The 24,145-nt window shown below is 71.7% G+C and carries 24 protein-coding genes and 1 pseudogene; 7 read left to right on the forward strand and 18 right to left on the reverse strand.

The features are described from left to right. Positions 1 to 463: pseudogene (locus AB0J02_RS30825) on the forward strand (mannose-binding protein); the annotation flags it as partial. Positions 464 to 505: 42 nt separating this feature from the next. Here AB0J02_RS30825 and AB0J02_RS30830 read toward each other — a convergent pair. The 7 genes from AB0J02_RS30830 to AB0J02_RS30860 all read right to left on the reverse strand — a co-directional run bounded on the left by AB0J02_RS30830 (position 506) and on the right by AB0J02_RS30860 (position 7,492). Further along, positions 506 to 1,081 (reverse strand): sugar kinase, encoded by a 576-nt coding sequence (locus AB0J02_RS30830; RefSeq protein WP_363197094.1) that lies wholly within the window; start codon positions 1,079 to 1,081, stop codon positions 506 to 508. Positions 1,082 to 1,106: 25 nt separating this feature from the next. Then, entirely contained in the window at positions 1,107 to 2,249 is a 1,143-nt protein-coding gene (locus AB0J02_RS30835) for an ROK family glucokinase (RefSeq protein ID WP_363197095.1), read from the reverse strand. A 303-nt stretch (positions 2,250 to 2,552) separates the two neighbouring features. Continuing rightward, on the reverse strand, positions 2,553 to 3,434 hold the full coding sequence (locus tag AB0J02_RS30840) for an ATP-binding cassette domain-containing protein (protein ID WP_363197096.1): 882 nt from the start codon (positions 3,432 to 3,434) through the stop codon (positions 2,553 to 2,555). Continuing rightward, a complete protein-coding gene (locus tag AB0J02_RS30845) occupies positions 3,401 to 4,444 on the reverse strand; it encodes an ABC transporter permease (RefSeq protein WP_363197097.1) in 1,044 nt (347 codons plus the stop codon). Before AB0J02_RS30845 ends, AB0J02_RS30840 begins: the two co-directional genes overlap by 34 nt. Then, on the reverse strand, positions 4,441 to 5,445 hold the full coding sequence (locus AB0J02_RS30850) for a sugar ABC transporter substrate-binding protein (RefSeq protein WP_363197098.1): 1,005 nt from the start codon (positions 5,443 to 5,445) through the stop codon (positions 4,441 to 4,443). Before AB0J02_RS30850 ends, AB0J02_RS30845 begins: the two co-directional genes overlap by 4 nt. A gap of 140 nt (positions 5,446 to 5,585) precedes the next feature. Further along, a complete protein-coding gene (locus tag AB0J02_RS30855) occupies positions 5,586 to 6,596 on the reverse strand; it encodes a sugar ABC transporter substrate-binding protein (RefSeq protein WP_363197099.1) in 1,011 nt (336 codons plus the stop codon). Positions 6,597 to 6,727: 131 nt separating this feature from the next. Continuing rightward, on the reverse strand, positions 6,728 to 7,492 hold the full coding sequence (locus tag AB0J02_RS30860; protein WP_363197100.1) for a GntR family transcriptional regulator: 765 nt from the start codon (positions 7,490 to 7,492) through the stop codon (positions 6,728 to 6,730). Between the two features lie 127 nt (positions 7,493 to 7,619). Between AB0J02_RS30860 and AB0J02_RS30865 the strand changes: the two genes are divergently transcribed. Further along, the gene (locus AB0J02_RS30865) at positions 7,620 to 8,624 is read left to right on the forward strand and encodes a Gfo/Idh/MocA family oxidoreductase (protein WP_363197101.1); all 1,005 of its coding nucleotides are present in this window, start codon (positions 7,620 to 7,622) and stop codon (positions 8,622 to 8,624) included. Positions 8,625 to 8,735: 111 nt separating this feature from the next. On the opposite strand, the gene AB0J02_RS30870 is transcribed toward AB0J02_RS30865, so the two are convergent. From AB0J02_RS30870 to AB0J02_RS30885, 4 genes are all read right to left on the reverse strand, one after another. Then, positions 8,736 to 9,926, reverse strand: coding sequence for a cytochrome P450 (locus AB0J02_RS30870; RefSeq protein ID WP_363197102.1), 1,191 nt, complete (start codon positions 9,924 to 9,926; stop codon positions 8,736 to 8,738). A 40-nt stretch (positions 9,927 to 9,966) separates the two neighbouring features. Next, a complete protein-coding gene (locus AB0J02_RS30875; protein WP_363197103.1) occupies positions 9,967 to 11,217 on the reverse strand; it encodes an ROK family protein in 1,251 nt (416 codons plus the stop codon). A 75-nt stretch (positions 11,218 to 11,292) separates the two neighbouring features. Continuing rightward, the gene (locus AB0J02_RS30880; RefSeq protein ID WP_363197104.1) at positions 11,293 to 11,955 is read right to left on the reverse strand and encodes a response regulator transcription factor; all 663 of its coding nucleotides are present in this window, start codon (positions 11,953 to 11,955) and stop codon (positions 11,293 to 11,295) included. 44 nt (positions 11,956 to 11,999) lie between these two features. Further along, positions 12,000 to 13,274, reverse strand: coding sequence for a histidine kinase (locus AB0J02_RS30885; RefSeq protein ID WP_363197105.1), 1,275 nt, complete (start codon positions 13,272 to 13,274; stop codon positions 12,000 to 12,002). A 179-nt stretch (positions 13,275 to 13,453) separates the two neighbouring features. On the opposite strand from AB0J02_RS30885, the gene AB0J02_RS30890 reads away from it, so the two are divergent. Then, positions 13,454 to 13,672 carry a hypothetical protein gene (locus tag AB0J02_RS30890; RefSeq protein ID WP_363197106.1) on the forward strand — a complete coding sequence of 73 codons (219 nt, stop codon included), beginning with the start codon at positions 13,454 to 13,456 and terminating at the stop codon, positions 13,670 to 13,672. A 71-nt stretch (positions 13,673 to 13,743) separates the two neighbouring features. On the opposite strand, the gene AB0J02_RS30895 is transcribed toward AB0J02_RS30890, so the two are convergent. The 3 genes from AB0J02_RS30895 to AB0J02_RS30905 form a co-directional block, all read right to left on the reverse strand. Then, a complete protein-coding gene (locus tag AB0J02_RS30895; protein WP_363197107.1) occupies positions 13,744 to 14,157 on the reverse strand; it encodes a ribonuclease in 414 nt (137 codons plus the stop codon). 64 nt (positions 14,158 to 14,221) lie between these two features. Then, positions 14,222 to 15,127, reverse strand: coding sequence for a DMT family transporter (locus AB0J02_RS30900; RefSeq protein WP_363197108.1), 906 nt, complete (start codon positions 15,125 to 15,127; stop codon positions 14,222 to 14,224). Between the two features lie 114 nt (positions 15,128 to 15,241). After that, positions 15,242 to 15,889, reverse strand: coding sequence for a dihydrofolate reductase family protein (locus AB0J02_RS30905; RefSeq protein WP_363197109.1), 648 nt, complete (start codon positions 15,887 to 15,889; stop codon positions 15,242 to 15,244). A 128-nt stretch (positions 15,890 to 16,017) separates the two neighbouring features. Between AB0J02_RS30905 and AB0J02_RS30910 the strand changes: the two genes are divergently transcribed. Then, the gene (locus AB0J02_RS30910) at positions 16,018 to 16,758 is read left to right on the forward strand and encodes a 3-oxoacyl-ACP reductase family protein (RefSeq protein ID WP_363197110.1); all 741 of its coding nucleotides are present in this window, start codon (positions 16,018 to 16,020) and stop codon (positions 16,756 to 16,758) included. 75 nt (positions 16,759 to 16,833) lie between these two features. On the opposite strand, the gene alc is transcribed toward AB0J02_RS30910, so the two are convergent. Then, entirely contained in the window at positions 16,834 to 17,958 is a 1,125-nt protein-coding gene (alc, locus tag AB0J02_RS30915) for an allantoicase (RefSeq protein WP_363197111.1), read from the reverse strand. A gap of 4 nt (positions 17,959 to 17,962) precedes the next feature. Next, the gene (gene allB, locus AB0J02_RS30920; RefSeq protein WP_363197112.1) at positions 17,963 to 19,318 is read right to left on the reverse strand and encodes an allantoinase AllB; all 1,356 of its coding nucleotides are present in this window, start codon (positions 19,316 to 19,318) and stop codon (positions 17,963 to 17,965) included. Between the two features lie 253 nt (positions 19,319 to 19,571). On the opposite strand from allB, the gene AB0J02_RS30925 reads away from it, so the two are divergent. Next, a complete protein-coding gene (locus AB0J02_RS30925) occupies positions 19,572 to 20,378 on the forward strand; it encodes an IclR family transcriptional regulator (protein ID WP_363197113.1) in 807 nt (268 codons plus the stop codon). Positions 20,379 to 20,445: 67 nt separating this feature from the next. Here AB0J02_RS30925 and AB0J02_RS30930 read toward each other — a convergent pair whose 3' ends face one another. Beyond that, positions 20,446 to 21,123 carry an ABC transporter ATP-binding protein gene (locus tag AB0J02_RS30930; protein ID WP_363197114.1) on the reverse strand — a complete coding sequence of 226 codons (678 nt, stop codon included), beginning with the start codon at positions 21,121 to 21,123 and terminating at the stop codon, positions 20,446 to 20,448. Further along, positions 21,120 to 22,196: an FtsX-like permease family protein gene (locus AB0J02_RS30935; RefSeq protein ID WP_363197115.1), complete on the reverse strand. Its 1,077-nt coding sequence runs from the start codon at positions 22,194 to 22,196 to the stop codon at positions 21,120 to 21,122. The genes AB0J02_RS30930 and AB0J02_RS30935 overlap by 4 nt, the downstream gene beginning before the upstream one ends. A gap of 137 nt (positions 22,197 to 22,333) precedes the next feature. Between AB0J02_RS30935 and AB0J02_RS30940 the strand changes: the two genes are divergently transcribed. After that, positions 22,334 to 23,521, forward strand: a complete 1,188-nt coding sequence (locus AB0J02_RS30940; protein ID WP_363197116.1) for a sensor histidine kinase — start codon at positions 22,334 to 22,336, stop codon at positions 23,519 to 23,521. Beyond that, positions 23,518 to 24,144 carry a response regulator transcription factor gene (locus AB0J02_RS30945; protein WP_363197117.1) on the forward strand — a complete coding sequence of 209 codons (627 nt, stop codon included), beginning with the start codon at positions 23,518 to 23,520 and terminating at the stop codon, positions 24,142 to 24,144. The genes AB0J02_RS30940 and AB0J02_RS30945 overlap by 4 nt, the downstream gene beginning before the upstream one ends. Position 24,145 lies beyond the last annotated feature (1 nt).

Consider the following 24,145-nt stretch of genomic DNA (forward strand, 5'->3'; position numbering starts at 1 on the left):
CCCCCACAAGAAGGCGCCGAAGAAGAGCCCGGTGCCGAAGGTCGCCGCGACGCCCGCGGCCGCCGTGCCCGTCCCGCAGAAGACCGCGACGAGCGAGCCGCCCAAGAAGAAGCCCACCCCCAAGGCGGCCCCGAAACCGCACTGGAGCACCGCGACCGTCTCCGCGCCCAGCGCCCTGGAGGTCAACCAGGCCTGGACGACCAACCGCATCCGCATGGTCATGCAGGCCGACGGCAACCTCGTCGTCTACAACGAGAAGGACAAGCCCATCTGGGCGTCCATGACCTTCGGCGCCAACCACCGGGCCATCTTCCAGAGCGACGGCAATCTCGTCATCCACAACGGCGACGACCGCCCCATCTGGGCCTCCAAGAGCCACGGCCACGAGGGCGCACAGCTCCTCCTGCGGGCCGACGCCAAGGTCGTCATCGTGTACAACGGCGGCGTCATCTGGTCGACCTGACCGAGGACCGAGGGTCTGGGGCCCAGGGCCGAGGTCAGGCTCTCAGGGGTGCGTCATCGAGACCACGTAGACCATGGGGTGGTCCGGGTTCGAGCGGTTCACCACGACGGTCTGGGTCGGCGACGGGTCCTTCTGGCTGTGCGTCAGGCCGTACCAGGGGCCGGGGCCGGTGAACTCCCAGCCGGCCACGGACCGGTCGCGGTCACTGACCGCGAAGTCGCCCTCCTTCAGCTCGGCGGGATCGCTGTCGATCTGCTCGAGGAACGTGTCCAGCCCCTCGTTGTCGGTGAGGAACTGCGCGTACAGGCGGCTGACCTTGTAGTTGTTCGTCTCGTAGTAGGCGACGTCGCGGGAGGACGGGGGGATCGGGATCCCGTAGAGACGGCGCTGCACCTTGGACGGCCAGCCGATGGTCAGCCCGGTCGCCGAGTACTTCGCCTCCTTGTCCTTGCCGCTGTTGCGGCTCTGGTTCGCGGAGATCACCAGGTACCCGGCGGGGATCCCGATGAGCAGCACGATGGTCAGGAGGGTGAGGGCACGGCGGCGGATCACCCGGCCCCGGTCCGGGCGCGGTGGCTCCTCGTCCGGGGACGAGGGCTGGCGGGGCACGGTCGTCATCGCTGGCATTCCTGTCGCTCCGCTCTCACTGGCCCTCGGCGTCGCCGCGTGTGCGGGTGTACCGCTCGTAGCGCTCGTACCGCTCCACGCGGCGGCGCTTGGCGCGACGGAAGCGGCGGGCGACCAGGCGGGCGAGGTCCGCGGCGCCGACCATGCCGGCCTCGGGGCCGAGCTGGGCGCGGGCGATGCGGGCCTCGGGGCGGTAGCCGCGGCCGGTGAGGTGCCGCTTGAAGGCCTCACGGGCGGGGCCGATGAGGAGGTCGTCCGCGGCGGACACGCCCCCGCCGATGACGAAGCAGGACGGGTCGAGGGCGGCGGCGAGGTTCGCGATGCCGACGCCGAGCCACTGGCCGATGTCCTGCAGCAGCTCGATGCACATGGCATCGCCCTCGCGGGCCAGCTCGGTGATGAGCGGCCCGGTGATGTCGGGGACGCTGCCCTTGACCCGTTCGATGATGTTGTACGCGACCGGAGAGTCGGCGGCGGCCAGTTCACGGGCCTCGCGGACCAGCGCGTTCCCTGAGCTGTACTGCTCCCAGCAGCCGCGGTTGCCGCACGGGCAGCGGTGCCCGCCCGGCACGACCTGCATATGGCCGAACTCGCCCGCGACGCCGAACTTGCCGCGCTTGACCTGCCCGTCCTCCAGGATCGCGCCGCCGATACCCGTACCGAGGGTGATCATGACGAGGTGGTCCTCGCCGCGGCCCGCGCCGAACCGCCACTCGGCCCACGCGGCGGTGTTCGCGTCGTTGTCGACCAGGACCGGGACGGAGAGGCGGCCCGCCAGACGGTCGCGCAGCGGCTCGTTGCGCCAGGACAGGTGCGGGGCGAACAGGACACGGTTGCGGTCCGCGTCGACCCAGCCGGCCGCGCCGATACCCACCGCGTGGACGTCGTGCCGGTCGGACAGGTCGAGGACCAGCTCGGTGATGGTGTCCTCGACGACCTTGGGGCTCTTCGACTTGTCGGGCGTCTCGGCCCGCAACGTCTCCAGGATGATGCCGTCCGCGTCCACGACACCCGCCATCACCTTCGTGCCGCCGATGTCGATGCCGACGGTGGGGACGCGGGGGGCCGTCAGGTGCGAGCGGCGCTCCCGGGTGCCGACGGTCCGCAGAACGGTGGCCCGGGCGCTGCCCCGGTGGGCTAGGTCGCGGTAGGTGCTCATTGCGGCGATTCTGCCTCACGCACCGGCTCCGCCGCATGCCGGGTTTCTGGTCCGGCGGGGCTCCCGCCCAGGGGTGGGGTGGTGCGGCTCTCGTCGGCGGCCGCGGGCCCGGTGGGGGCTGGTCGCGCAGTTCCCCGCGCCCCTGAGATGCGCGCTACGTGCGCCATCTCAGGAGGCGCACGTCACGCGCCCCCATGGGGCTGCGGCGAAGCCGCATGCTCCAGGGGCGCGGGGAACTGCGCGACCAGCCACGACGAAACCCGCACCCGCCGACGAAACAACCAGCGCTGCGGCGAACCGGCGCTACTTCTCGGCGCCGCCCGACGTGTGCCCGCCCAAATGCGTAGGCACGGGCGCCCGCTCCAGCTCATGACGGAGGTCGTCCAGCTCGTTGCCGCCCGCCATCTGACGGGTCAGCTCGTCGAGGGTGATCTCGTCGCGCGTGTGGCTGCCGAACATGGCGCCCCGCTTGAGGAGGACGAACCGGTCGCCGACCAGGTAGGCGTGGTGCGGGTTGTGGGTGATGAGGACCACGCCGAGGCCCGCGTCCCGCGCCGCGGCCACGTACTTCAGGACGACGCCGGACTGCTTGACGCCGAGCGCGGCGGTGGGCTCGTCGAGGACCAGGACCTTCGCGCCGAAGTAGACGGCGCGGGCGATGGCCACGCACTGGCGCTCGCCGCCGGAGAGCGTGCCGACGGGCTGGTCGACGTCGCGCAGGTCGATGCCCATGCGCAGGAGTTCCTCGCGGGTCGTCCTGCGCATCAGGTCGACGTCCAGGCGCCTGAAGGGGCCCTTGCCCTTCGTCGGCTCGGAACCGAGGAAGAAGTTGCGCCACACCGGCATCAGCGGGACGACGGCGAGGTTCTGGTAGACCGTGGCGATGCCGCGGTCGAGGGCCTCGCGCGGGTTGGCCGGCTTGGCCTCTTCACCGTCGATCGAGAAGGAGCCGGCGTCGTGCCGGTGCAGCCCCGCGATGATCTTGATGAGGGTGGACTTGCCGGCGCCGTTGTCGCCGAGGACGCAGGAGATCTCGCCCGCGTTCACGACGAGCGAGACGTCCTCCAGGGCCTTGATGTTGCCGTAGTACTTGCTGACGCCGTCGAGCTCGATCAGGGGCGTGGGTCCATCGGCGGCCGCTTGGTCCGTACTCACTTGATCGCCTCCGCGCGCTTGCGGACCCATGCGTTGAGCAGGGTCGCGAGGAGCAGCATCGCCCCGAGGAAGAACTTGAACCAGTCCGAGTTCCACTCGGCGAACACGATGCCCTTGCTGGTCATGCCGAAGATCAGCGCGCCGATGGCCGCGCCGACCGCGGAGCCGTAGCCGCCGGTGATCAGACAGCCGCCGATGACGGCCGCGACGATGTAGATCAGTTCGTTGCCGACCCCTTCGCCGGACTGCACGACGTCGTACGAGAAGAGCAGGTGCTGGCCGGAGATCCAGGCGCCGAACGCGACGCCCATGTACAGGCCGATCTTGGTCTTGTTGACCGGGACGCCGACCGCGCGGGCCGCGTCCAGGTCGCCGCCGACCGCGAAGATCCAGTTGCCGACGCGGGTGCGCAGCAGGATCCAGGTGGCGACCAGGATCAGGGCGATCCACCAGAGAATCGTGATCTTGAAGTCGACGCCGCCGATGGTGAACGTCGAGGCGAAGACGGACTTCGCGGAGGAGAAGCCCTGCATGTCGGAGATCGACTTCGTCGAGACCGTGCCGCTGATCAGCTTGGTGAAGCCGAGGTTCATGCCGGTCAGCATCAGGAACGTGCCCAGCGTGATGATGAAGCTGGGCAGTTTGGTGCGGGTCAGCATCACGCCGTTGAAGACGCCGATGGCGAGGGTGACCAGGAGGGACACTCCTACGCCGACCCAGGTGTTCGCCGTCATCTGGTAGCTGAACATCGACGAGATCAGCGCCGACGACGTCACGAGGACACCCGCCGACAGGTCGAACTCGCCGCCGATCATGAGCAGCGCGACCGGCACGGCCATGATGCCGAGGGTCGACGCCGCGTACAGGACGGTCGCGAGGCTGGCGGCCCGCAGGAAGCTGTCCGCGAAGATCGCGAAGAAGATGAAGACGGCGACGGCGCCGACGACCGAGCCGAGTTCGGGGCGGCCGAGGAGCTTCTTCCAGGGAGAGGCTCTCAGCACTCTCTCGTCGAGCTGTGGCCCGGGAGTCGTGGTGGTCATCGTGTCCCCCGCTTCGCGTATTCCTCCAGCTTGGCGGCCTCGTCCTTGGTGACGATCTGCGGGCCGGTGAGGACCGGCTTGCCGCCGCCGAGCACGTTGGCGTTGTACCGGTAGAGCCACAGCAGGTCCACGGCCTGGTAGCCCTGGAGGTAGGGCTGCTGGTCGACGGCGAAGCCGAGCGAGTCGTCCTCCAGGCCCTGGGCGACCTTCTCGTTCAGGTCGAACGTGTCGATCTCGGCCTTGCTGCCCGCGTCCTCCTTGGCCTTCACGGCGGTGGCCGCGAAGGGGGCGCCGAGCGTGACGACCGCGTCGACGGAACTGTCGGACTGGAGCTTGGCCTCGATGGAGGACTGCACGTCGGGCATGTTGGTGCCCTCGACGTACAGGTTCGTCATCGTGCCGTCGAAGGTCTCCTTGGCGCCCGCGCAGCGCTGCTCATGGCCGACGTTGCCCTGCTCGTGCAGGATGCACAGGGCCTTCTTCCTGCCCCGCTTGTTGAGCTCCTCGCCGACGGCCTCGCCCGCGATCTTCTCGTCCTGGCCGATGTGCGTGAGCGCGCCGAACTTCTTGGACTCCTCGGAGCCCGAGTTCACCGTGATGACCGGGATGCCGGCCTTCTCGGCGCGGGCCACGGCCGCCTTCATCGCGTCCGGCTTGGCGAGCGTGACGATGATGCCGTCGACCTTCTTGTCGATGGCGGCGTCGACGAGCTGCGCCTGCTGGTTGGCCTCGTCGTTGTGCGAGTAGAGGAAGTTGATGTTGTCCTTCACGGCGGCCTGCTTGGCGCCGTTCTGGACGATGTCCCAGAAGGTGTCGCCGTCGCCCGAGTGGGTGATCATGGCGAAGGTCCAGCGCGGGGTGTTCACCGCGGCCTTGCCCTGGGCGGTCTGCGCCTTCCTGGCGTCCTCCGCCCGCTTGCCGCCGGTGCTGCTGCATCCCGCCAGCGTGAGGCCGAGCGCCCCCGCTACGGCGATGCTCACCCAGGTCCGAAACCGTGCCACGAGGCCGTGCCCTTCTTGGTCTGCTGCGTCGTACACCGGGGCCGGCGACGAGCCGGGCCCGGTGGACCGTTTACCGGTCCTTGAAGACCGCTTTGCGGTCCCAAACGCACAAGTATGGGTCACGGGGATCATCCAACGGTTCACCGGGTACCGCGCGCGGTGTACTTCTCCAGCTGGGGCACGTCTTGCGCGGTGACGAGCGCGGGTCCGGTGAACACGGGTTTCCCGCCGCCCAGCACGTTGCCGTTGGTCTCGTGGAGCCACAGTTCGTCGACCGCCAGATAGCCCTGCAGATACGGCTGCTGGTCGACCGCGAAGGTGACCTCCTTCGCCTTCAGCCGCCGGACGACCTCGGCGTTCAGGTCGAACGTGGCGATCTCCGCCTTGCTGCCCGCGTCGTCCTTCGCCTTCACCGCGAGGGCGGCGACGGGGGCGCCGAGCGCGACGATCGCGTCGATGGACTTGTCGGCCTGGAGCTTGGCCTCGATGGAGGACTGGGAGTTCGGGGCGTTCGTCCCGTCGACGTTCAGGTTCTCGACCGTGCCCTTGAAGGTCTTCTTGACGCCGGCGCAGCGCTGCTCGAGGGAGACGTTGCCCTGCTCGTGAATGACGCACAGGGTCTTCTTGCGGCCCTCCTGCGCCAGCCTGGTGCCGACCGCCTCGCCGGCCACGGCCTCCTCCTGGCCGATGTGGCTGAGCGCGCCGAACTTCTGCGAGAACTCGGAGCCCGAGTTGATCGAGACCACCGGGATGCCCGCGGCCTTCGCCTTGGCGAGCACCGACCGCATGGCCTCCGGCTTGGCGAGGGTGACGACGATGCCGTCGACCTTCTTGTCGATCGCGGCCTGGACGAGCTCGGCCTGCCCCTTGGCTTCCTTGTCGTTCGAGTAGAGGAAGTCGACGTTGTCCTTGGCGGCGGCCTGCTTGGCGCCGCTGCGCACGATGTCCCAGAAGGTGTCGCCCTCACCGGAGTGCGTGATCATCGCGATCTTGAGGCGGGGCGTGGCGACCCCCTTGCCGCTTGACGGGGTGTCCGCCTTGTCCTCGGAGTCCCTGCCACCCGATCCGCTGCAGCCGGCGGCGAGGGCGATCACCGCGACGAGGGCCGCGGCCGTGCGAGCTGTGCGGGTCGTCGTACGCGTCGTGCGCATCGTGGAGCCACCTCTCCTCCGGCCGCGCGGTGCGGCTGGAGGATTTTGTAGCGGGGTCCCATCGCAGCGTCAATGACTTTGTCAGAACATTCGGACCACGGTCGCGGATCGCCTTCAGGGCCGTACGAAGATCACGACCGTACGAGGAGCTGGAACTCGAAGGAGTAGCGCGAGGCCCGATAGGTGTGCGAGGCGAACTCGACCGCGCGGCCCTTGTCGTCGAACGTCGTGCGCTGCATCGTCAGCAGCGGCGACCCCTCCGGCTCGGCGAGGCGTTCGCCCTCGGCGGCGGTGGCGGCGCGCGCGCCGACGGACTGGCGGGCGCTGTGCAGGGTGATCCCCGCGGCGCGCATCAGCCGGTACAGACCGGTGGCCTCCAGGCGCTCGTCCTCCAGCGGGAGCAGGCCGGTGGGCAGGTGGTTGCACAGGTACGCGACGGGTTCGCCGTGGGCCAGGCGCAGCCGCTCGACGCGGTGCACCTCCTCCCCTTCGCCGATCGCGAGCGCGGCGGCGATCTCGGCGGAGGCGGGCACCAGCGTGTTGCCGAGGACCCGGGTCTCGGGGCGCTGGCCCGCGGCCTCCAGGTCGTCGTAGAGGCTGGACAGTTCGAGGGGGCGCTTGACCTGGCTGTGCACGACCTGGGTGCCGACGCCGCGGCGCCGCACGAGGAGTCCCTTGTCGACGAGGGACTGGATGGCCTGGCGGACCGTGGGCCGGGACAGACCGAGGCGGCCGGCCAGCTCGATCTCGTTGCCGAGCAGGCTTCCGGGGGTCAGGGCGCCGCGCTCGATCGCCGACTCCAGCTGCTGGGAGAGCTGGAAGTACAGCGGGACCGGGCTGGTGCGGTCGACGCTGAGTTCGAGCCGGACGGTCGGGTCGGCGAGGGGTTTGGCCACGGGCCGAGCGTAGCGGCGGGAGATGTTGACGGGAAGTCCTGAAGTCCGATTGTCCGGACAAACCTGGGGCGGGTGTTTGTCAGGACAAAGGATTGACAGCATCTGGGCGGGACGGCACGTTGGGTCCATGCGCATCGGACTCATCGGAACGGGCCGGATCGGAACCTTTCACGCGGGTGTGCTGGAGCGGTACCGGGAGGTCGGCTCCCTCCTCGTCACCGACGCCGAGCCCGCGCGGGCCGTCGCGCTCGCCGACCGGATCGGGGCGACCGCGGCGCCCAGCGTCGACGAACTCTTCACATGGGGCGTGGACGCCCTGGTGATCACGGCGGCCACCGCCGCGCACGCCGAGCTGATCGGGCGGGCGGCGCGGGCCGGACTGCCCGTGTTCTGCGAGAAGCCGATCGCCCTCGACCTGCCCGGGACGCTGGCCGCGCTGCACGAGGTCGCGGCGGCGGGCACCGTCCTGCAACTCGGATTCCAGCGGCGCTTCGACGCCGGGTACACGGCCGCGCGGGAGGCCGTGCGGGCCGGGGCGCTCGGCCGGCTGCACACCGTGCGGGCGATGACGTCCGACCCGGCGCCGCCCCCGGCCGCGTATCTGCCGCTCTCCGGCGGCCTCTACCGGGACTGCCTCGTGCACGACTTCGACATCCTGCGCTGGGTGACGGGCCGCGAGGTCGTCGAGGTGTACGCGACCGGGTCCGACGCGGGGCCCTCGATGTTCCGGGAGGCGGGGGACGTCGACACGGCGGCGGTCGTCCTGACCCTGGACGACGGAACGCTGGCCACGGCCACGGCTACGCGGTGCAACGGCGCCGGGTACGACGTGCGGATGGAGCTCTCCGGTGAACGGGACACAGTGGTCGTGGGTCTCGACGACCGGACCCCGATCACCTCGACGGAGCCGGAGGGCCCGCCGGCCGCCGCGAAACCGTGGCCCGGATTCCTGGAGCGGTTCGCGCCCGCCTACGAGGCCGAGCTGAAGGCCTTCGTCGACGTGGTGCGCGGCGAGCGGCCCAATCCGTGCGACGGGTTCGAGGCGCTGGCGGCGCTGCGGGTCGCTGAGGCGTGCGAGCTGTCGCGGGCCGAGCGGAGGGTGGTGCGGGTGGAGGAGGTGCCCGGGGCTTGACCGGCTCGGGCCCGCTCTTCTGCGCGCATGCGCCGTTGCGGGCCGGCTTCGTGGGCGTGGCCAGGTCCCGTCGTCGTTGCTCGCGCCGTCCCCGTGCCCCTGGCGGGGCGCTTACCAGCGCACCGGGAGCTCCCGGACCCCGCGCATCAACACCCCGGGCAGCCACGTGTCCGGCTCGCCGTCCAGGGTCAGGTCCGGACAGCGCTCCAGCAGGGAGCGGATCGCCGTGCGGCCCTCGATACGGGCCAGTGGGGCGCCCAGGCAGAAGTGGATGCCGTGGCCGAACGCCATGTGGCCCCGCGCGTCGCGGCGGATGTCGAAATCGTCGGGGCGCGGGAAGCGGTCCGGGTCGCGGTCGGCCGAGGCGATACCGATCAGGACGGGCGCGTCCGCGGGGATCACCACGCCGTCGATCTCGACCGGGCCCGCCGCGAAGCGGATGGTGGCGGTCTCCACCGGTCCGTCGTAACGCAGCATCTCCTCCACCGCGCCGTCGAGGAGGCTCATGTCCGCGCGCAGTGCGGCGAGTTGACCGGGGTGCGCGAGCAGGGCCCGTACGCCGTTGCCGATCAGGTTCACCGTCGTCTCGTGGCCCGCGATCAGCAGCAGGAAGGCCATGCCGCGCAACTCGGACGGGGAGAGCCGGTCGCCGTCCTCCGCGGTGGTCCTGATGAGCGCGCCGAGCAGGTCGTCGGCCGGCTCCGAGCTGCTCTTCTCCTCGATCAACGCGTCCAGGAACCCGGCCAGTTCGACGTAGACGTCCGCCTCGTCGGCACCGCTCGTCGGCGCGACCACCTGCGTCGACATCCGGCGGAACCGCTCCCGGTCGATGTCGGGGACGCCGAGCAGCTCGCAGATGACGACGAGCGGGAGCGGGAAGGCCAGCGCCCCGATCAGGTCGGCGGAGCCCCGCGGCACCATGTCGTCGAGCAGCTCGTCCGTGATCTTCTGGATGCGCGGCACGAGTCCGGCCACCCGGCGTGCGGTGAACGCCCGGGTGACCAGGGAGCGCAGCCTGCCGTGCTCGGGCGCGTCCGCGAAGAGCAGATGCCGACCGATGACGTCGTCGTCGAAGCCCCAGGGCGGGGACTTGACCAGGCGCGGGTCGGTGAACGCGGCCCGGGACGCCTCGTGGCCGACGATCAGCCACAGCTCCTCCTGGGGCCCGGGGCCCGGCGTGCGCACGTGGTGCACGGTGCCTCGCCTGCGCAGCGCGTCGTACACGGGATAGGGGTCGGCGTAGAACGACCGTGCGCTGTCCGCGAATTCACCGAGGTCGACGATCTCGCCCAGATCTGCCATGACTGCGTGCTCCCGTCCTCGTCCCGCCGCCGGGCGGCTCTCACCCCATCCAACTCGCCTTGCTCACGATCCGTTCCCGCTCGGCCCCGCCCGCCTCCAGGAACCGGGCGAGGGGCAGCGTCGCCGCGCCGACCGTGACCGCGTCGGCGCCCAGGCGGCCGAGTTCGACGGTGGTCTGCGCGAAGGGGTGGCGCAGCGCGTACGCGGCGGCGGCGCGGCGCACCGGTTCGATGAGCCGCGGGCCGAGCAGCAGGCCGGCCCAGCCGCCGAGGACGATCCGCTCCGGGTTGAAGAGGTTGACCAGGTCGGCGATGCCCGCGCCCAGGAACACGGCCGTCTCGTCGAGGAGTTGACCGGTGCCGGGGTCGGCGAGGAGTTCGGCGAGCGCGCCCTCCTCGTCCGGCGACGTCCAGCTGCCGCCCGCCTCCCGCCACCGTTCGAGGAGCGCCTCCGCGCCGACGTACGCCTCCAGGCAGCCGCGGGACCCGCACCGGCAGGTCCGTCCGCCGACCTGGAGGACGGTGTGGCCCCACTCCCCCGCGCTGCTGGAGGAGCCCTGGTAGGGCACGCCGTCGGCGATCACGCAGGCGCCGACGCCGGAGCCGATGAGGGTGATCACCGCGTTGCGGGCGCCGCGGCCCGCGCCGAACCACATCTCGGCGCGGCCGAGGGTCTTGGCGCCGTTGTCCACGAACAGCGGGATCTCCGGCGGGAGTTCGCCGGATGCGCGCAGCATCGCTTCCAGGGGCACGGCCTCCCAGCCGATGGTCTGGCCGTGCACGACGGCGCCGGACGCGCCGGAGGCGTCCACTGTGCCGGGCACTCCGATACCGACGCCGATGAGCGACGCGGGCCGCACGTCCGCCCCGGCGAGGACCTGGGTGAGGCCGCCCGCGATGAGGCGTACGACCTCGTGGGCGTCGTACGTGCCGTCCGGCGCGGCGAGCGGCAACGGGGCTTCCACGCGCGCGAGTTCGCTCAGCGACAGGTCGAACAGCTCCACGCGGACCCGGGTCTCGCCGACGTCCACCCCGACGACGTGGCCGCTGCCGGGCGCGACGCGCAGCAGGGTGCGCGGGCGGCCGCCGTCGGAGTCGACGGAGCCCGCCTCCTCCACGAGCCCGTCGGTGATCAGATCGGCCACGACATTGCTGATGGAGCCCGAGCTGAGGGCCGTGAGCGGGCCCAACTCCTGTCTGCTGAGCGGTCCGTCGAAGTAGAGCTTGCTCAGTACGGTGGCCCGGTTGTTGCGGCGCAGATCGCGCACCGTCCGCCGACGTGGTCCTGCCATCCTTCGCTCCACCCCTAGACCCCTTCACCCCACACTTAGATCACGGTGTGAAATTTACCGTGGTTCCGCGGACGGTCAGGTGTCGAGCAGGCCCGCGTCGTGGACGAGCAGCGCGATCTGTACGCGGTTGTTGAGGTTGAGCTTGGTCATGATGCGCGAGACGTGCGCCTTGACGGTGGCGACGCTCAGGTAGAGGGTCGCGGCGATCTCCGCGTTGGACTTGCCCCGGCCGACCTCCACGGCGACATCGCGCTCGCGGTCGGCGAGATCGGCCAGACGGCGCCGGGCGCCCGCCGCGCGGACGTCGCGCTCGGAGGCCGCCGCGTGGGTCATCAGCTGGCGGGTCACGGCGGGCGAGAGCACCGGGTCGCCGGCCACGACGCTGCGTACGGCGTCGAGGATCTCGGCCGGGGTGGCGTCCTTGAGCACGAATCCGGCGGCGCCCGCGCGCAGCGCCCGTAGCACCTGCTCGTCCGCGTGGAACGTGGTGAGGACGACGACCTCGGGGGCGTCCGCCCGCGACCGCAGCCGCTCGGTGGCCGTGAGTCCGTCCATGTTCGGCATGCGGATGTCCATGAGGACGACGTCGGGCCGGGCCGTACCGGCGACCGCGAGGGCCTCTTCGCCGTCGGCCGCCTCTCCGACGATCTCGACGTCCCGCGCGCCGCCCAGCATCAGGGTCAGGCCCGAGCGGACCAGCGGGTCGTCGTCGACGAGCAGCAAACGGATCGCGTTCATGCGCCCCACCGTAGCCAAGCCGGGATCGTCACCGGGCCGGCCGGTCAGCCGCTCCACGGCAGCCAGGCCCGGACGACGAAGCCCCCGTCGGGCCCGGGTCCGTGGTCGAGGCGGCCGCCCGCGAGGCCGGCCCGCTCGGTCAGGCCGATCAGGCCCTGCCCGGAGCCGGGGACGTGCGGCACCTCGCCGGGCGGCGGCGGGTTGCCGACCGTGATGGTGAGGCCGTCACCGGGGGCGCCGCCGACCGTGACGGCCACCTCGGCGCCGGGCGCGTGCTTGCGGGCGTTGGTCAGGCCCTCCTGCGCGATGCGGTACGCGGTGCGGCCCGTGGAGGCGGGCACGGCCTCGGGGTCGGTGACGTGCTGGTCCAGGACGACCTCCATGCCCGCTTCGCGGGACTCGGCGACCAGCGTGTCCAGGGCGGCGAGCGTGGGCTGGGGGCGGCCGGACTCGTCGCCGTGGTCGGCGGCGCGCAGCACGCCGATGATCTCGCGCAGGTCCTGCAGCGCTTCGTGCGCGCTCTCCCGGATGACGCCGGCGGCCCGGGCGATCTCGGCCTGAGGCGCGTCGGGCCGGAACTCCAGGGCGCCCGCGTGCACGCTCAGCAGCGTCAGACGGTGGGCCAGCACGTCGTGCATCTCGCGGGCGATGGCCTCGCGGGCGAGGCGCTGGGCCTGTTCGGCGCGGAGTGCCGCCTCGGTCTCGGCGCGGTGGGCGCGGTCCCGCAGCGACAGCAGGAGCTGGCGCCGGGAGCGGACGTACATGCCCCAGCCGACACAGGTGGCCGCGATGATCACGGTGAAGGCGACCGAGACCAGGTAGGGCGAGCTCGGATCGGGGCGGACGGCGAAATACACCGGGACCAGCGCGATGGAGGCGCCGGCGACCCAGCCCACGAAGCGGAACGGACGGTGGACGGCCAGCGTGAAGATGGAGATCGCCACCGCGCCGCCCGCGCTGTCGGACACCACGCCGACCGGCACCATCGCGAGGGCGAAGCCGAGCGGCCAGCGGCGGCGCAGCCAGACCGCGGCGCAGGCCAGGGCGCCGACGAGCTGGTCGACCGTGGCGAAGTCGTGCGAGAGGTTCGGGTTCTGGTCGAGCTGGTCGGCGGCGACCAGGCCGATGAAGACCGCGATGACGAAGCAGACGAAGTCGACGATCCAGTCCCTGGCGGTGCGCCGCCTGCGGCCGGGGCGGCCGTCGGGGTCGAGGTCGAGTTCGCCGCCGGCCGTCACCGCCGGCTGCAGTCGGCGGCGCCATCCGGGCCGCGGTTCGACCGCCCGCCCGGGGGGTGCGGTCTGCTCCTTTGCCTCCATGGTCGACAAATCTACGCACCGTGGGGGCTCCGTACCGCCCCGCGCGAAGGGAAGGCGACCAAAGTCGCGCGGCGGCCGACTTCGGTCGCCCGACCGCCGCCCGGACAGCGACTCATGTCGTACGTGCCTCGCCCCGCGGCCGATGTGCGAGGGGGGTCCGCGGGGCGAGAGTTCCGTGGATGAACAAGAAGCAGTGGTGGCAGATCGTCGAGGTCATCGCCGCCTTCGCCCTGATCCAGGGCGCGGTCGGCCTGCTCCACGAGTTCACCGGCCGGCTGAGCTGGGGCCTGATCCGGCACATCGGCTTCCTCGACGGCCGCGAGGTCTACGGGAGCATCGCGCTGATCGTGCTCGCGATCGCCCTGTTCGCGGCAGCCGAGAGCCAGAAGAAGAGTTAGGTCCTGTCTTCGAACTCCCCTCTGCCCGTCCTCCGGGCGACGAGGGGAGTTCGAAGACAGGCCTCAGGGACTCAACAGTCGTGGTCGACGAGGTCGAAGGACTCGTAGTGGTCGGCCGTGTAGTAGTCCTGGCTCGCCGAGCCGGTGACGATGCGGCGGGCGCCGCGGTCGGAGGAGCCCGGCGTGATGACCGTGTACTCGTGGTAGTAGCCGGTCGACTGGGACGGCAGGACACCTTCCCGGTTCTGGAAGACGACACCGTCCTGGTCGTACGGGAACGGGCCGCCCTGCGCGATGAGGTCCAGGGTGTCGTGTGCCTGGGACGGCAGGGCGGAGTAGCAGATGTCGCCGACGGCGGCGGCGGAGAACGTGGACGCGGCGGCCAGGGGGGCGGGGGCGGCCTGTGCGGCGACCGTGGCGGGACCGCCGACGAAGAGAGCGGCGGCGAGGGCAGCGACGCTGATGAAGCGTGGGGGAATCTTCATGCCCCTAGTGTGACGCGCGTAGACGGGTACACGTCAACACCAACAACGGCTTGTTTTCCGTGAGTTAACTTGCCGCCCCTCGGCCCCAGCCGGTTCCGGCCAGCACCAGGGCCCCGCCCAACAGGCCCACCATGCCCAATTGTTCACCTCCCAGCGCGATGCCCGTGGCCGCCGCCCACAAGGGTTCGGTCCCGAGGAGCAGACTGACGCGGGAGGGCGAACTGCGTCGTACGGCCCACATCTGTACGAAAAACGCGAACAGCGTGCAGAAGACGGACAGGAACAGCAGCCCGGCCCAGTCGGCGGGTCCGAAGGCGGCCGCCGCGTCCCACGGTGCGGCGCCCGTGCCGGGCACGGCGCACAGCATGGCGAACACGACGACGGCCGTGCCGAGTTGGACGGTCGTCATCGGCAGCGCGTCGGCGCCCTGGGCCGACTTCAGCCGCGCCATGAACAGCACGTGCACGGTGCGGGCGAACGCCGCGAGGAGCATCAGGAGGTCGCCGCCCGACGGTGTCGTGAAACCGCCGCTCTGGGTGAGCAGGACGACGCCGAGTACGGAGGTCGCGGCCGCCGCCAGGAAGGTGCGGGACGGCCGGGTACGGGTGACCGCCGCCTCGGCGAGCGGGGTGAAGATCATCGTGAGGCTGATGATCAGGCCCGCGTTGGTCGCCGAGGTGTGCACGACGCCGTACGTCTCCAGGAGGAAGATCCCGCTGAGGATCAGCCCCAGCGTGCCCGCGCCGCGCCACTGGGCCGCTGTCAGAGCCTTCAGCGCCCGCCTGCCGGCCACGGCGAGTACGGGCAGCACGATCCCGAAGCGCAGGACGAGGACCGCGAGCACCGTGGACTGGGTGGTGACGCCCTTGGCCGCGAGATAGCTGGCGCCCCAGACGACGGCGACCGCGAGGAGCGGGACGTCGGTGAGCCAGGCACGGGGTCGGGGCGCGGGCAGCGCGAGCGAGGTCAAGGGCGTCTCTCCGGCTACGTATGCAGCTACGTATGAAGGGTGTCGAGACGTCGGTGGCTCGCACGGGAGCGATCACCGTACTCGCGGCGTGATCGGGTCGGCTACGGCCGACCGTCAGAAACTGCCGTACGTGGGGCGTCCTTCGAGGTCGTACGAGGAGATGACGACGCCCTTGCCGGTGGTGCGGGTGGCGGTGTGCCGGAAGGCGGTGGGCACGGCGCCTTCCTCGAAGAGGCGCTTGCCGGTGCCGAGCACGACCGGGAACGTCAGCAGGTGCAGCGTGTCGATCAGGTCGTGCCGGAGCAGGTACGCGGCGAGCGTGCCGCTGCCGTGGATCTGCAGCTCGCGGCCCGGCTGCTCCTTGAGCGCGATGACGTCCTTGACGAGGTCCGTGCCGCCGATGAACCGGGTGCCCGCCCAGTCGCCGCTGGTCAGCGTCTTACTGGCGACGTACTTGGGCAGGGCGTTGAGCTTGCCGGCCACCGGGTCGGACGGGTCGGTGTGCTCGGGCCAGTACCCGGCGAAGATGTCGTACGTGCGGCGGCCGAGCAGGAACGCGTCGACCCGCCCGAAGGCCTCGGTGACGAAGGCGCCGAAGTCCTCGTCGTCGTACGGGAACGACCAGCCGCCGTGCTCGAAGCCGCCGGACCGGTCCTCCTCGGGGCCGCCGGGCGCCTGGTGCACACCGTCGAGGGTGACGAACTGGGTGAGGGTGAGCTTCACGGTGGGCTCCGTCTCGTGGATGCGGATGCTTCTGTCCACTGAGACCCCGCCCGTGCCCGGAACTCATCGATCCCCGCCCCCGGTCTCGGAGTCCGATTGCCGCCGGATTCCGGCGCCGCACAGCGCTGTACTCGAAGCCACGGCAATCGATGACCTCAGGAGAGAGCATGAACAGCAAGGTGGCTCTGGTGACCGGCGGCAGCCGCGGCGTGGGCGCGGCGACGGCGCTGCGGCTCGCGCGGGACGGCTTCGACGTGGCGGTCACCTACGTCCAGGGCAAGGAGGCCGCCGAGGAGGTGGTCCGGCGCGTCGAGGCACTGGGGCGGCGCGGGCTCGCGGTGCGCGCCGACTCGGCGGACGCGGGCGAGGCGGCGGACGCGGTGTCGCTGACCACGGAGCGGCTCGGCCGGCACGGGCGCCTGGATGTCCTGGTCAACAACGCCGGCATCGGTGTCCTCGGGCCGCTGGAGAGCCTGACCCTCGCCGACGTGGACCGGGTGCTCGCCGTGAACGTGCGCGGCGTCTTCCTCGTCTCGCAGGCCGCGGCCCCGGTCATGGACGCGGGCAGCCGCATCGTCACGATCGGCACGTGCATGACCAAGTACGTGCCGGGACCGGGCGGCACGCTCTACGCGATGAGCAAGTCGGCCCTGATCGGCCTGACGAAGGCCCTGGCCCGGGAGCTCGGCGCGCGCGGCATCACGGCGAACATCGTCCACCCGGGCCCGATCGACACGGACATGAACCCGGCGGACGGCCCGTACGCGTCCGGCCAGGCGGAGATGACGGCGCTCGGCCGGTTCGGCACGGCGGACGAGGTGGCCCGGACGGTGGCCTACCTGGCGGGTCCCGCGGCCGCCTACGTCACCGGCGCGGAACTCGCGGTGGACGGCGGGCACGCCGCGTAAGGGGCGGGCACGGTCGTGCGGGGCACACCGGTGCTGTCGGGCCGGTGTGCCCCGCAAACCCTTGCGGGGCGGAGTCTACGCACCCAACTCCGCGCGGCGCGCCGCGAGTTGGGAAGCGCCTTGCTCCGTGAGGGAGCCGAACAGGCGCAGCCGAGAGATGCCGCCGTCGGGGTAGATGTCGACGCGCGCGTGGCTGCCGACGGCCGGCGCGTCGAGCACGAAGCGGTGGTTCGTGTCGGGCTGGAGGCGGGTACGGGGCAGCACCTCGACCCAGTCGCCGTCCTCTCCGTCCTTGACGGAGACGGACGCCCAGCCGGCGCTGTTCCCCTTGAGGTACGCCGTGTCGATCTCCAGGGCGCGGATCCGCGCCTGGGCGACGAGCCGGTAGCTGATCCAGTCGTTGCCGTTGTCGCGGCGGCGCCGGGTCTCCCAGCCGTCGTCCATCTTGCGGGAGTAGCCCGGCTGGATGGTGTTGGAGGCGGGCGAGTAGAAGAGGTTCGAGGCGTCCTCGGCACGGCCGCCGTTGGCCAGGGCGACGACGTCGAAGGTGCCGAGCGTCGCGAGCCACTCCGGGTCCGGGACGACCTCGCCGTACACGCGCAGGCGGGCGATGCCGCCGTCGGGGTGCTGGTTGACGCGCAGGTGCGTGAAGCGCTGCTCGACCGTCACCTCGAAGCCGTTGGCCGCGTGACCGCCGACCGCCGTGCGGGGGACGAGCGTGGTCCACTTCACGTCGTCGGAGAGGAGCTCCTCCGGCGTGGGGGCGCCCGCCACGGAGGCCGCCTCGACCGAGACGGCCTGCGGGTAGTTGCCGCGGAAGTGGGCCGTGTCGACGACGATGCCGCGGATCACGCCGGGGGCGCCGAGCCGGACGAGTGCCCAGTCGTGGTCCTCGGCGGTGGGCCACGGGTGGTCCGCGCCCGTGCCGCGGCGACGGCGGGTCTCCCAGCCGTCCATGATCTTGCCCTTGTGGCCGAAGTGCTCCGGGTCGAACTCGGCGCGCCCCGCGAGGAGGAGGTTCTCGCGCTGGGCGAAGAACTCGTCGTTCGCGGCGATCACCCCGGCGCCGAGGGTGCGGGCGGCGAGGTCGGCGTGCCGGGTGAAGGGGAAGTCCGCGGTGCGGTAGTCGGCGTACGGGTCGCCGCCGCCGTAGGGGCTGGCGTCGCCGGTGAAGCGGGGTATTTCGGAGGATGCGGCCACGGTCTTACTTGGTCCTTTCGAGCAGCTTGCCCTGCGGGGCGGTGAACTCGCCGTCGGCGACGATGCGTTCGCCGCGCAGCCAGGTCGACTTGACGACGCCGTGCAGCGTCTTGCCGGCGTACGCGGTGACGCGGTTGCGGTGCTGGAGCGCGGCCGGGTCGACGGTGAAGGTCTCGTCGGGGGCGAGCACCGCGAAGTCGGCGTCACGGCCGACGGCGATGGCGCCCTTGCGGTCGTCGAGGCCGACCAGCTCCGAGGTGCGCGCCGACATCCAGCGGACCACGTCGTCGAGGGAGTACCCGCGCTCGCGGGCCGCGGTCCAGATCGCGGAGAGGCTGAGCTGGAGGCCGGAGATGCCGCCCCACGCGGTGGCGAAGTCGTCGGTCTTCAGCTCGGCGGTGGACGGCGAGTGGTCAGTGACGACGCAGTCGATGGTGCCGTCGGCCAGCGCCTGCCAGAGGAGGTCCTGGTTGGCGGCCTCGCGGATCGGCGGACAGCACTTGAACTCGCTCGCGCCGTCAGGGACTTCCTCGGCGGTGAGCGTGAGGTAGTGCGGGCACGTCTCGACGGTGAGCCTGACGCCCTCGGCCTTGGCGGCGGCGATCAGCGGCAGCGCGTCGGAGGAGGACAGGTGCAGGATGTGGACGCGGGCGCCGAGCCGCTTGGCCGTGTCGATGAGTCCCTTGATCGCGGTGTCCTCGGAGATACGGGGCCGGGTCGCGAGGTAGTCGTCGTACTTGGGGCCGCTGGTGTGCGGGGCGACGTCCAGCTCGTGCGGGTCCTCGGCGTGCACGATGAGCAGCCCCCCATCAGCACCGAAGCCGGCGATCTCGGCCATGGAGGCGGTGAGCCGGTCACTGTCCAGGTGCGGGAACTCGTCGACGCCGGACGGCGACAGGAAGCACTTGAAACCGAAGACGCCGGCGTCGTGCAGCGGCCGCAGGTCCTTGACGTTGTCGGGCAGGGCGCCGCCCCAGAAGCCGACGTCGATGTGCGCCTTGGCGGCGGCGACCTCCTGCTTCGTGCGCAGGTTGTCGACGCTGGTGGTCGGCGGCAGGGAGTTCAGCGGCATGTCGACGAGGGTCGTGATGCCGCCGGCCGCGGCGGCGCGGGTGGCGGTCCAGAAGCCCTCCCACTCGGTGCGCCCCGGGTCGTTCACGTGGACGTGCGTGTCCACGATGCCGGGCAGCAGCGCGTGGTCGCCGAAGTCCTCGACACGGGCGCCGGCCGGTACCTGCGCGTCGTGCGCGAGCACCGCGACGATCTTCCCCGCGGCGACGGCGACCGACGCGGGCCGCGTACCGTCGGGGGTGATGACGCGGGTCGAGCGCAGCACCAGTTCGACTTCGACGTCCGACACCCTGGACCTCCTCTGTTCCACCATTTGTTTCAACGTTCTGTTGAAGGAGTCTTCACTCCTCGTTCGCGGTCCGTCAAGGGTCCGCGGCGCGCACCGGATGCCCCGCGCGACCTCTGGACGTTTCCACAAAGTGGAATTATGATTCCGGTAGGCAGAATGTAGCTACCGACGAACTTCCAGGTCAAGGGAGGACCGGCCGGGAACCCGCCGGTAGGCTGCAGCATCACCCGCTTGTCCTCGAAAGGAACGCGCTGTGCCGACGTCCGACGCCAGCACCACTGATGCCGCCAAGTCCGCGCCCAGCGGTGGTGTCCAGTCCCTCGAGCGCGCCTTCGACCTCCTGGAGCGGATGGCCGACGCCGGCGGCGAGGTGGGTCTCAGCGAACTCTCCGCGAGCAGCGGCCTCCCGCTGCCCACGATCCACCGCCTGATGCGCACCCTGGTCTCCTGCGGCTACGTACGCCAGCAGCCCAACCGCCGCTACGCGCTCGGCCCGCGCCTGATCCGGCTCGGCGAGTCCTCCGCGCGTCTGCTCGGCACCTGGGCGCGCCCCTATCTCGCCCGGCTCGTCGAGGAGACCGGCGAGACGGCGAACATGGCACTGCTCGACGGGGACGAGATCGTCTACGTCGCCCAGGTGCCCTCCAAGCACTCCATGCGGATGTTCACCGAGGTCGGGCGCCGGGTGCTGCCGCACTCCACCGGCGTGGGCAAGGCGCTGCTCGCGCACACGCCCGCCGGCGAGGTGCGCTCGCTGCTCGCCCGCACCGGGATGCCGGCGGCGACGGAGAAGACGATCACCACGCCCGACGGTTTCCTCGACGCGCTGGAGGAGGTGCGCCGCTCCGGGTACGCGGTCGACGACAACGAGCAGGAGATCGGCGTGCGCTGCCTGGCCGTGCCGGTGCCCGACTCGCCCACGGCGGCGGCCATTTCGATCTCCGGCCCGGCGGGACGCGTCACCGAGGCGGCCACCGACAAGATCGTGCCGGTGCTTCAGCAGGTGGCCCGTGAATTGTCGGAGGCGCTGGCCAGTTCGGGCGCGGGCGCCGGATCTTAGTTGTTCGTTGCCGAGTGCCGGCCGGCGGGGCTTCTCGCGCAGGCCGCCGCACCCCGCAACGAACCACCTAGAACACGGCCGCCGCGAGACGGCCGTCCACCATCTCGACCACCTGATCGGCGACGCCCAAGTGCCCCCGGTCATGTGTGACCAGCACCGTCGCGACCCCCCGCTCCCGAGTGAGCCGCGCGAGCAACTCCAGCACGACGACCCCCCGTTCAAAATCCAGCGCACTGGTCGGCTCGTCGACAAGCAGCACCCGGGGCCCGTTCACCAGCGCCCGCGCGATATTGATCCGCTGGCGCTGCCCGCCGGACAGCTGATGGGGCCGCCGATGAGCCAGGCCTGCCAGGCCCACCGCGTCCAGCAACTCCGCGGCGCGGCCCCGGACTTCACGCGGGCGGCGCCCGTCCAGATGCGCCATGACCTGGAGCTGTTCCAGGGCCGTCAGGGACGGCAGCAGGTTGGGCTGCTGGAACACGATGCCGACGGCGCGGCGGCGCAGCTCCGCCGCGGCGGCCCGGCTCAGTCCGGTCGCCTCGGTCCCGTCGATCACCACCCGCCCGCTGTCCGGGGTGACCAGGGTCGCGGCGACCGCCAGCAGACTGGACTTGCCCGAGCCCGACGGGCCCACCACGGCGCTCACCGTTCCGGCGGGGACCTCCAGGCCCACCCGGTCCAGAGCCGTGAGGCGGCCCTCCCCGTCGGCGTAGGTCAGGGTGATGTCGTCGAGCAGCAGGGTCATCGGGCGCTCCCGAGGGCGGTGAGGGGGTCGACGGCGGTGATCCGCCGGATGGACAGGGCGGCGCCGCAGACGCCGAGGACGGTCATGACGGCGGCGGGGCCGACGCTGGTCAGCGGCTCCAGTACGAACGGCACGCCGTCCGGCACGAACGCCCCGATGAGCGCGGCCAGCGCGGTTCCCACGGCGGTGCCGCCGACGAGCAGCACGACGGCCTGGCCGAGCGCGTCCCGCAGCAGGTAGGACGTGGAGGATCCGAGCGCCTTCAGGACGGCGACGTCCCCGCTGCGCTGGATCGTCCACACGGTGAAGAACGCCCCGATGACGAGGGCCGAGATGACGAAGAGGAAGCCGCGCATCAGTTGCAGCGAGCCGTTCTCGGCCTGGTAGGACCCTATGGTTTCGAGGGCGCCCCGCACGCTGGTGGTCGAGGTGCCCGCGGCCCGGTCGGCGCCCGCCGCGTCGTATCCGGAGGCGGTGTCGAGGGCGACGACCGTGGCCTGTTCGCCGCTGCCGCCGGCCCGGGGCGCGAGGGACTGCCAGTCGCCGAGGTCGGTCCAGACGACCGGGGTGTGGCTGTAGGAGGCGTCACCGGAGACGGCCGTGACCTTCAGCGTCGTACCGCCGAGCGTGAGGGGGCCGCCGACTCCGACGCCCAGTTCGTCGGCGGCCTTGTGCGACAGCACGGCGGTGCCGGGTGCGGTGGCGTCGGGCGCGAGGCCCGACTTCTTCTCGACGCCGAACGCGGAGACGGCCGCGGTGCGGGCGCCGGACCGCGCGTTGACGGTGCCGATGCCGAGCGGATGCGCGCCGGTGACGCCGGGCTGCCGGGCCAGCTCCCGCCATTGCGCGCGCTGGACGGCGGAGCCGGTGAACGACACCGGCTGGCCCCCGGCCGGGCGGGCGAACGCGAGGCGGTCGGCGGGCAGCCCGGTGAGCGCCGACGTGTTGTCCCGGGCCAGCCCGGCGGTCAGCCCCGACAACAGTCCCACCAGCAGCGTGATCAGTACGATCACGGTTCCCATCAGGGCGAATCTGCCCTTGGCGAACCGTAGGTCTCTCCATGCGACGAACATGGCTTCCACCCTGCTGCCCCGGGCCCGGCGCGGGCATCGCGCCACAGCACGCTTCACCCGAATCGAAGGAGGGAGGCCCCTTTCAAACTTTCGGTTGACCGGGTTTCGGGGGCCGGCTTCGTACGCTGGTGAGCAGTATGGATACCCGTTCCCTCACCCCCGCCCTGCGCGCCCTGCGCCTCTGCCTGCATCTGCTGATGGCGGGGCTGCTCGCGCTGGTCGTGGTCCGCGGCCTGTCCGGCCGCTCGCACGAGCCGGTCGGCGCTGTCGTGACCGTGGCCGTGGCCCTGGGCGGCGCCTACGCGGCGGGCCCGCTGCTTCCCGTCGTACGGGCCACGCGCGCGGGCGCCGCGTGCTGGCTCGGCGCGCTGGGCGCGGTCTGGGCGGTGCTCCTCGTCCTCTCCCCCGACGCGCTGTGGCTGGCCTTCCCGCTCTACTTCCTCCTCCTGCACCTGCTGCCCGCGCGGTGGGGCGTTCCCGCGGTGGCGCTCGCGGCGGGCGCGGCCATCGCCTCGTACGTCGGACATGACGGGGCGTTCAACCCGGGCGCCTTCATAGGCCCGCTGCTCGGCGCGGCCGTCGCCGTGGCGACCGTGCTCGGCTATCAGGCGCTGTACCGGGAGAGCGAGCGCCGGCGCCGGCTCATCGAGGAACTCGTCGCGACCCGCGCCGAACTCGCCGCCGCGGAGCGCGCCGCGGGCACCCTCGCCGAGCGCGAACGGCTCGCCCGCGAGATCCACGACACCCTCGCGCAGGGTTTGTCCTCGATCCAGTTGCTGCTGCGCGCCGCCCAGCGCGACCTGCCCGACGGCTCGCCCGCCGCCGCGCACGTCGAGCAGGCCCGGTCGACCGCGCAGGACAACCTCGCGGAGGCCCGCCGCTTCGTCCGCGCGCTCACGCCGCCCGGCCTGGCGAACGGTTCCCTGGCCGGATCCCTGGAGCGGCTGTGCGCCACGGCTCCCGCCCTGAGTGCCCGCTTCACGACGAGCGGCACCCCGCTCGAACTCCCCACCCCCTATGAGGTGGCGCTGCTGCGGATCGCCCAGTCGGCGCTCGGCAACACGGTGCGGCACGCGTCCGCGCGCCGCGCGGAGATCACCCTCAGCCTCATGGAGACCTCGGTGGCCCTGGATGTGGTGGACGACGGTCGCGGTTTCGACCCGGACCCGGCCCTCGCCGTGCCCGGCGGCGACGGCGGCTTCGGACTGCCCGCGATGAAGGCGCGGGTGCGGGCGCTCGGCGGTACGTTCACGGTCGAGTCGGCGCCCGGCCAGGGCACCGCGGTCGCCGTCACCCTGCCGGTTCCCGCCGGGGGTGGCGCGTGATCCGGTTGCTGCTCGCCGACGACCATCCCGTCGTACGCGCCGGACTGCGGGCCGTCCTCGACGCCGAGCCGGACTTCGCGATCGTCGCGGAGGCCGCCACGGCGGAACGGGCCGTCGAGCTCGCCGCGGCCGGGCGGCTGGACGTCGTACTGATGGACCTGCAGTTCGGCGCGGGCCTGCACGGCGCCGAGGCGACCGCGCGGATCGCGGCCCTGGACGAGGCGCCGCGCGTGCTCGTCCTGACCACGTACGACACCGACGCGGACATTCTCGCGGCGGTGGAGGCCGGGGCCTCCGGCTATCTGCTGAAGGACGCGCCGCCTGAGGAGCTGGCGGCGGCCGTCCGCACGGCCGCCTCCGGCCGGTCCGCGCTCGCCCCGGCGATCGCGCTCCGCCTGATGGACCGGTTGCGGGCGCCCTCCGAGGCGTTGAGCCGGCGGGAGCTGGAGGTTCTCCAGCTGGTGCGGGACGGCTTGTCCAACGCGGAGATCGCGCGTCAGCTGTTCTTGAGCCAGGCCACGATCAAGTCCCATCTGGTGCACATCTACGCGAAGTTGGGGGTCGATTCGCGGACGTCTGCTGTGGCCCAGGCTCATCAGCGAGGTTTGCTGAGACCCCGATAGG

The organism is Streptomyces sp. NPDC050264, assembly GCF_040655895.1.
GTDB lineage: Bacteria > Actinomycetota > Actinomycetes > Streptomycetales > Streptomycetaceae > Streptomyces.

Excerpts from the sequence above, each read along its gene's own strand:
- AB0J02_RS30875 (WP_363197103.1), bottom strand. The coding sequence starts at position 11,217 with ATGGCAGGACCACGTCGGCGGACGGTGCGCGATCTGCGCCGCAACAAC.
- AB0J02_RS30870 (WP_363197102.1), bottom strand. The coding sequence starts at position 9,926 with ATGGCAGATCTGGGCGAGATCGTCGACCTCGGTGAATTCGCGGACAGC.
- AB0J02_RS30940 (WP_363197116.1), top strand. The coding sequence starts at position 22,334 with ATGGATACCCGTTCCCTCACCCCCGCCCTGCGCGCCCTGCGCCTCTGC.
- AB0J02_RS30895 (WP_363197107.1), bottom strand. The coding sequence starts at position 14,157 with ATGAAGATTCCCCCACGCTTCATCAGCGTCGCTGCCCTCGCCGCCGCT.
- AB0J02_RS30845 (WP_363197097.1), bottom strand. The coding sequence starts at position 4,444 with ATGACCACCACGACTCCCGGGCCACAGCTCGACGAGAGAGTGCTGAGA.
- AB0J02_RS30855 (WP_363197099.1), bottom strand. The coding sequence starts at position 6,596 with ATGCGCACGACGCGTACGACGACCCGCACAGCTCGCACGGCCGCGGCC.
- AB0J02_RS30840 (WP_363197096.1), bottom strand. The coding sequence starts at position 3,434 with ATGGGTCCGCAAGCGCGCGGAGGCGATCAAGTGAGTACGGACCAAGCG.
- AB0J02_RS30835 (WP_363197095.1), bottom strand. The coding sequence starts at position 2,249 with ATGAGCACCTACCGCGACCTAGCCCACCGGGGCAGCGCCCGGGCCACC.
- AB0J02_RS30930 (WP_363197114.1), bottom strand. The coding sequence starts at position 21,123 with ATGACCCTGCTGCTCGACGACATCACCCTGACCTACGCCGACGGGGAG.
- AB0J02_RS30865 (WP_363197101.1), top strand. The coding sequence starts at position 7,620 with ATGCGCATCGGACTCATCGGAACGGGCCGGATCGGAACCTTTCACGCG.
- AB0J02_RS30890 (WP_363197106.1), top strand. The coding sequence starts at position 13,454 with ATGAACAAGAAGCAGTGGTGGCAGATCGTCGAGGTCATCGCCGCCTTC.
- AB0J02_RS30880 (WP_363197104.1), bottom strand. The coding sequence starts at position 11,955 with ATGAACGCGATCCGTTTGCTGCTCGTCGACGACGACCCGCTGGTCCGC.
- AB0J02_RS30830 (WP_363197094.1), bottom strand. The coding sequence starts at position 1,081 with ATGACGACCGTGCCCCGCCAGCCCTCGTCCCCGGACGAGGAGCCACCG.
- AB0J02_RS30935 (WP_363197115.1), bottom strand. The coding sequence starts at position 22,196 with ATGTTCGTCGCATGGAGAGACCTACGGTTCGCCAAGGGCAGATTCGCC.
- AB0J02_RS30885 (WP_363197105.1), bottom strand. The coding sequence starts at position 13,274 with ATGGAGGCAAAGGAGCAGACCGCACCCCCCGGGCGGGCGGTCGAACCG.
- AB0J02_RS30910 (WP_363197110.1), top strand. The coding sequence starts at position 16,018 with ATGAACAGCAAGGTGGCTCTGGTGACCGGCGGCAGCCGCGGCGTGGGC.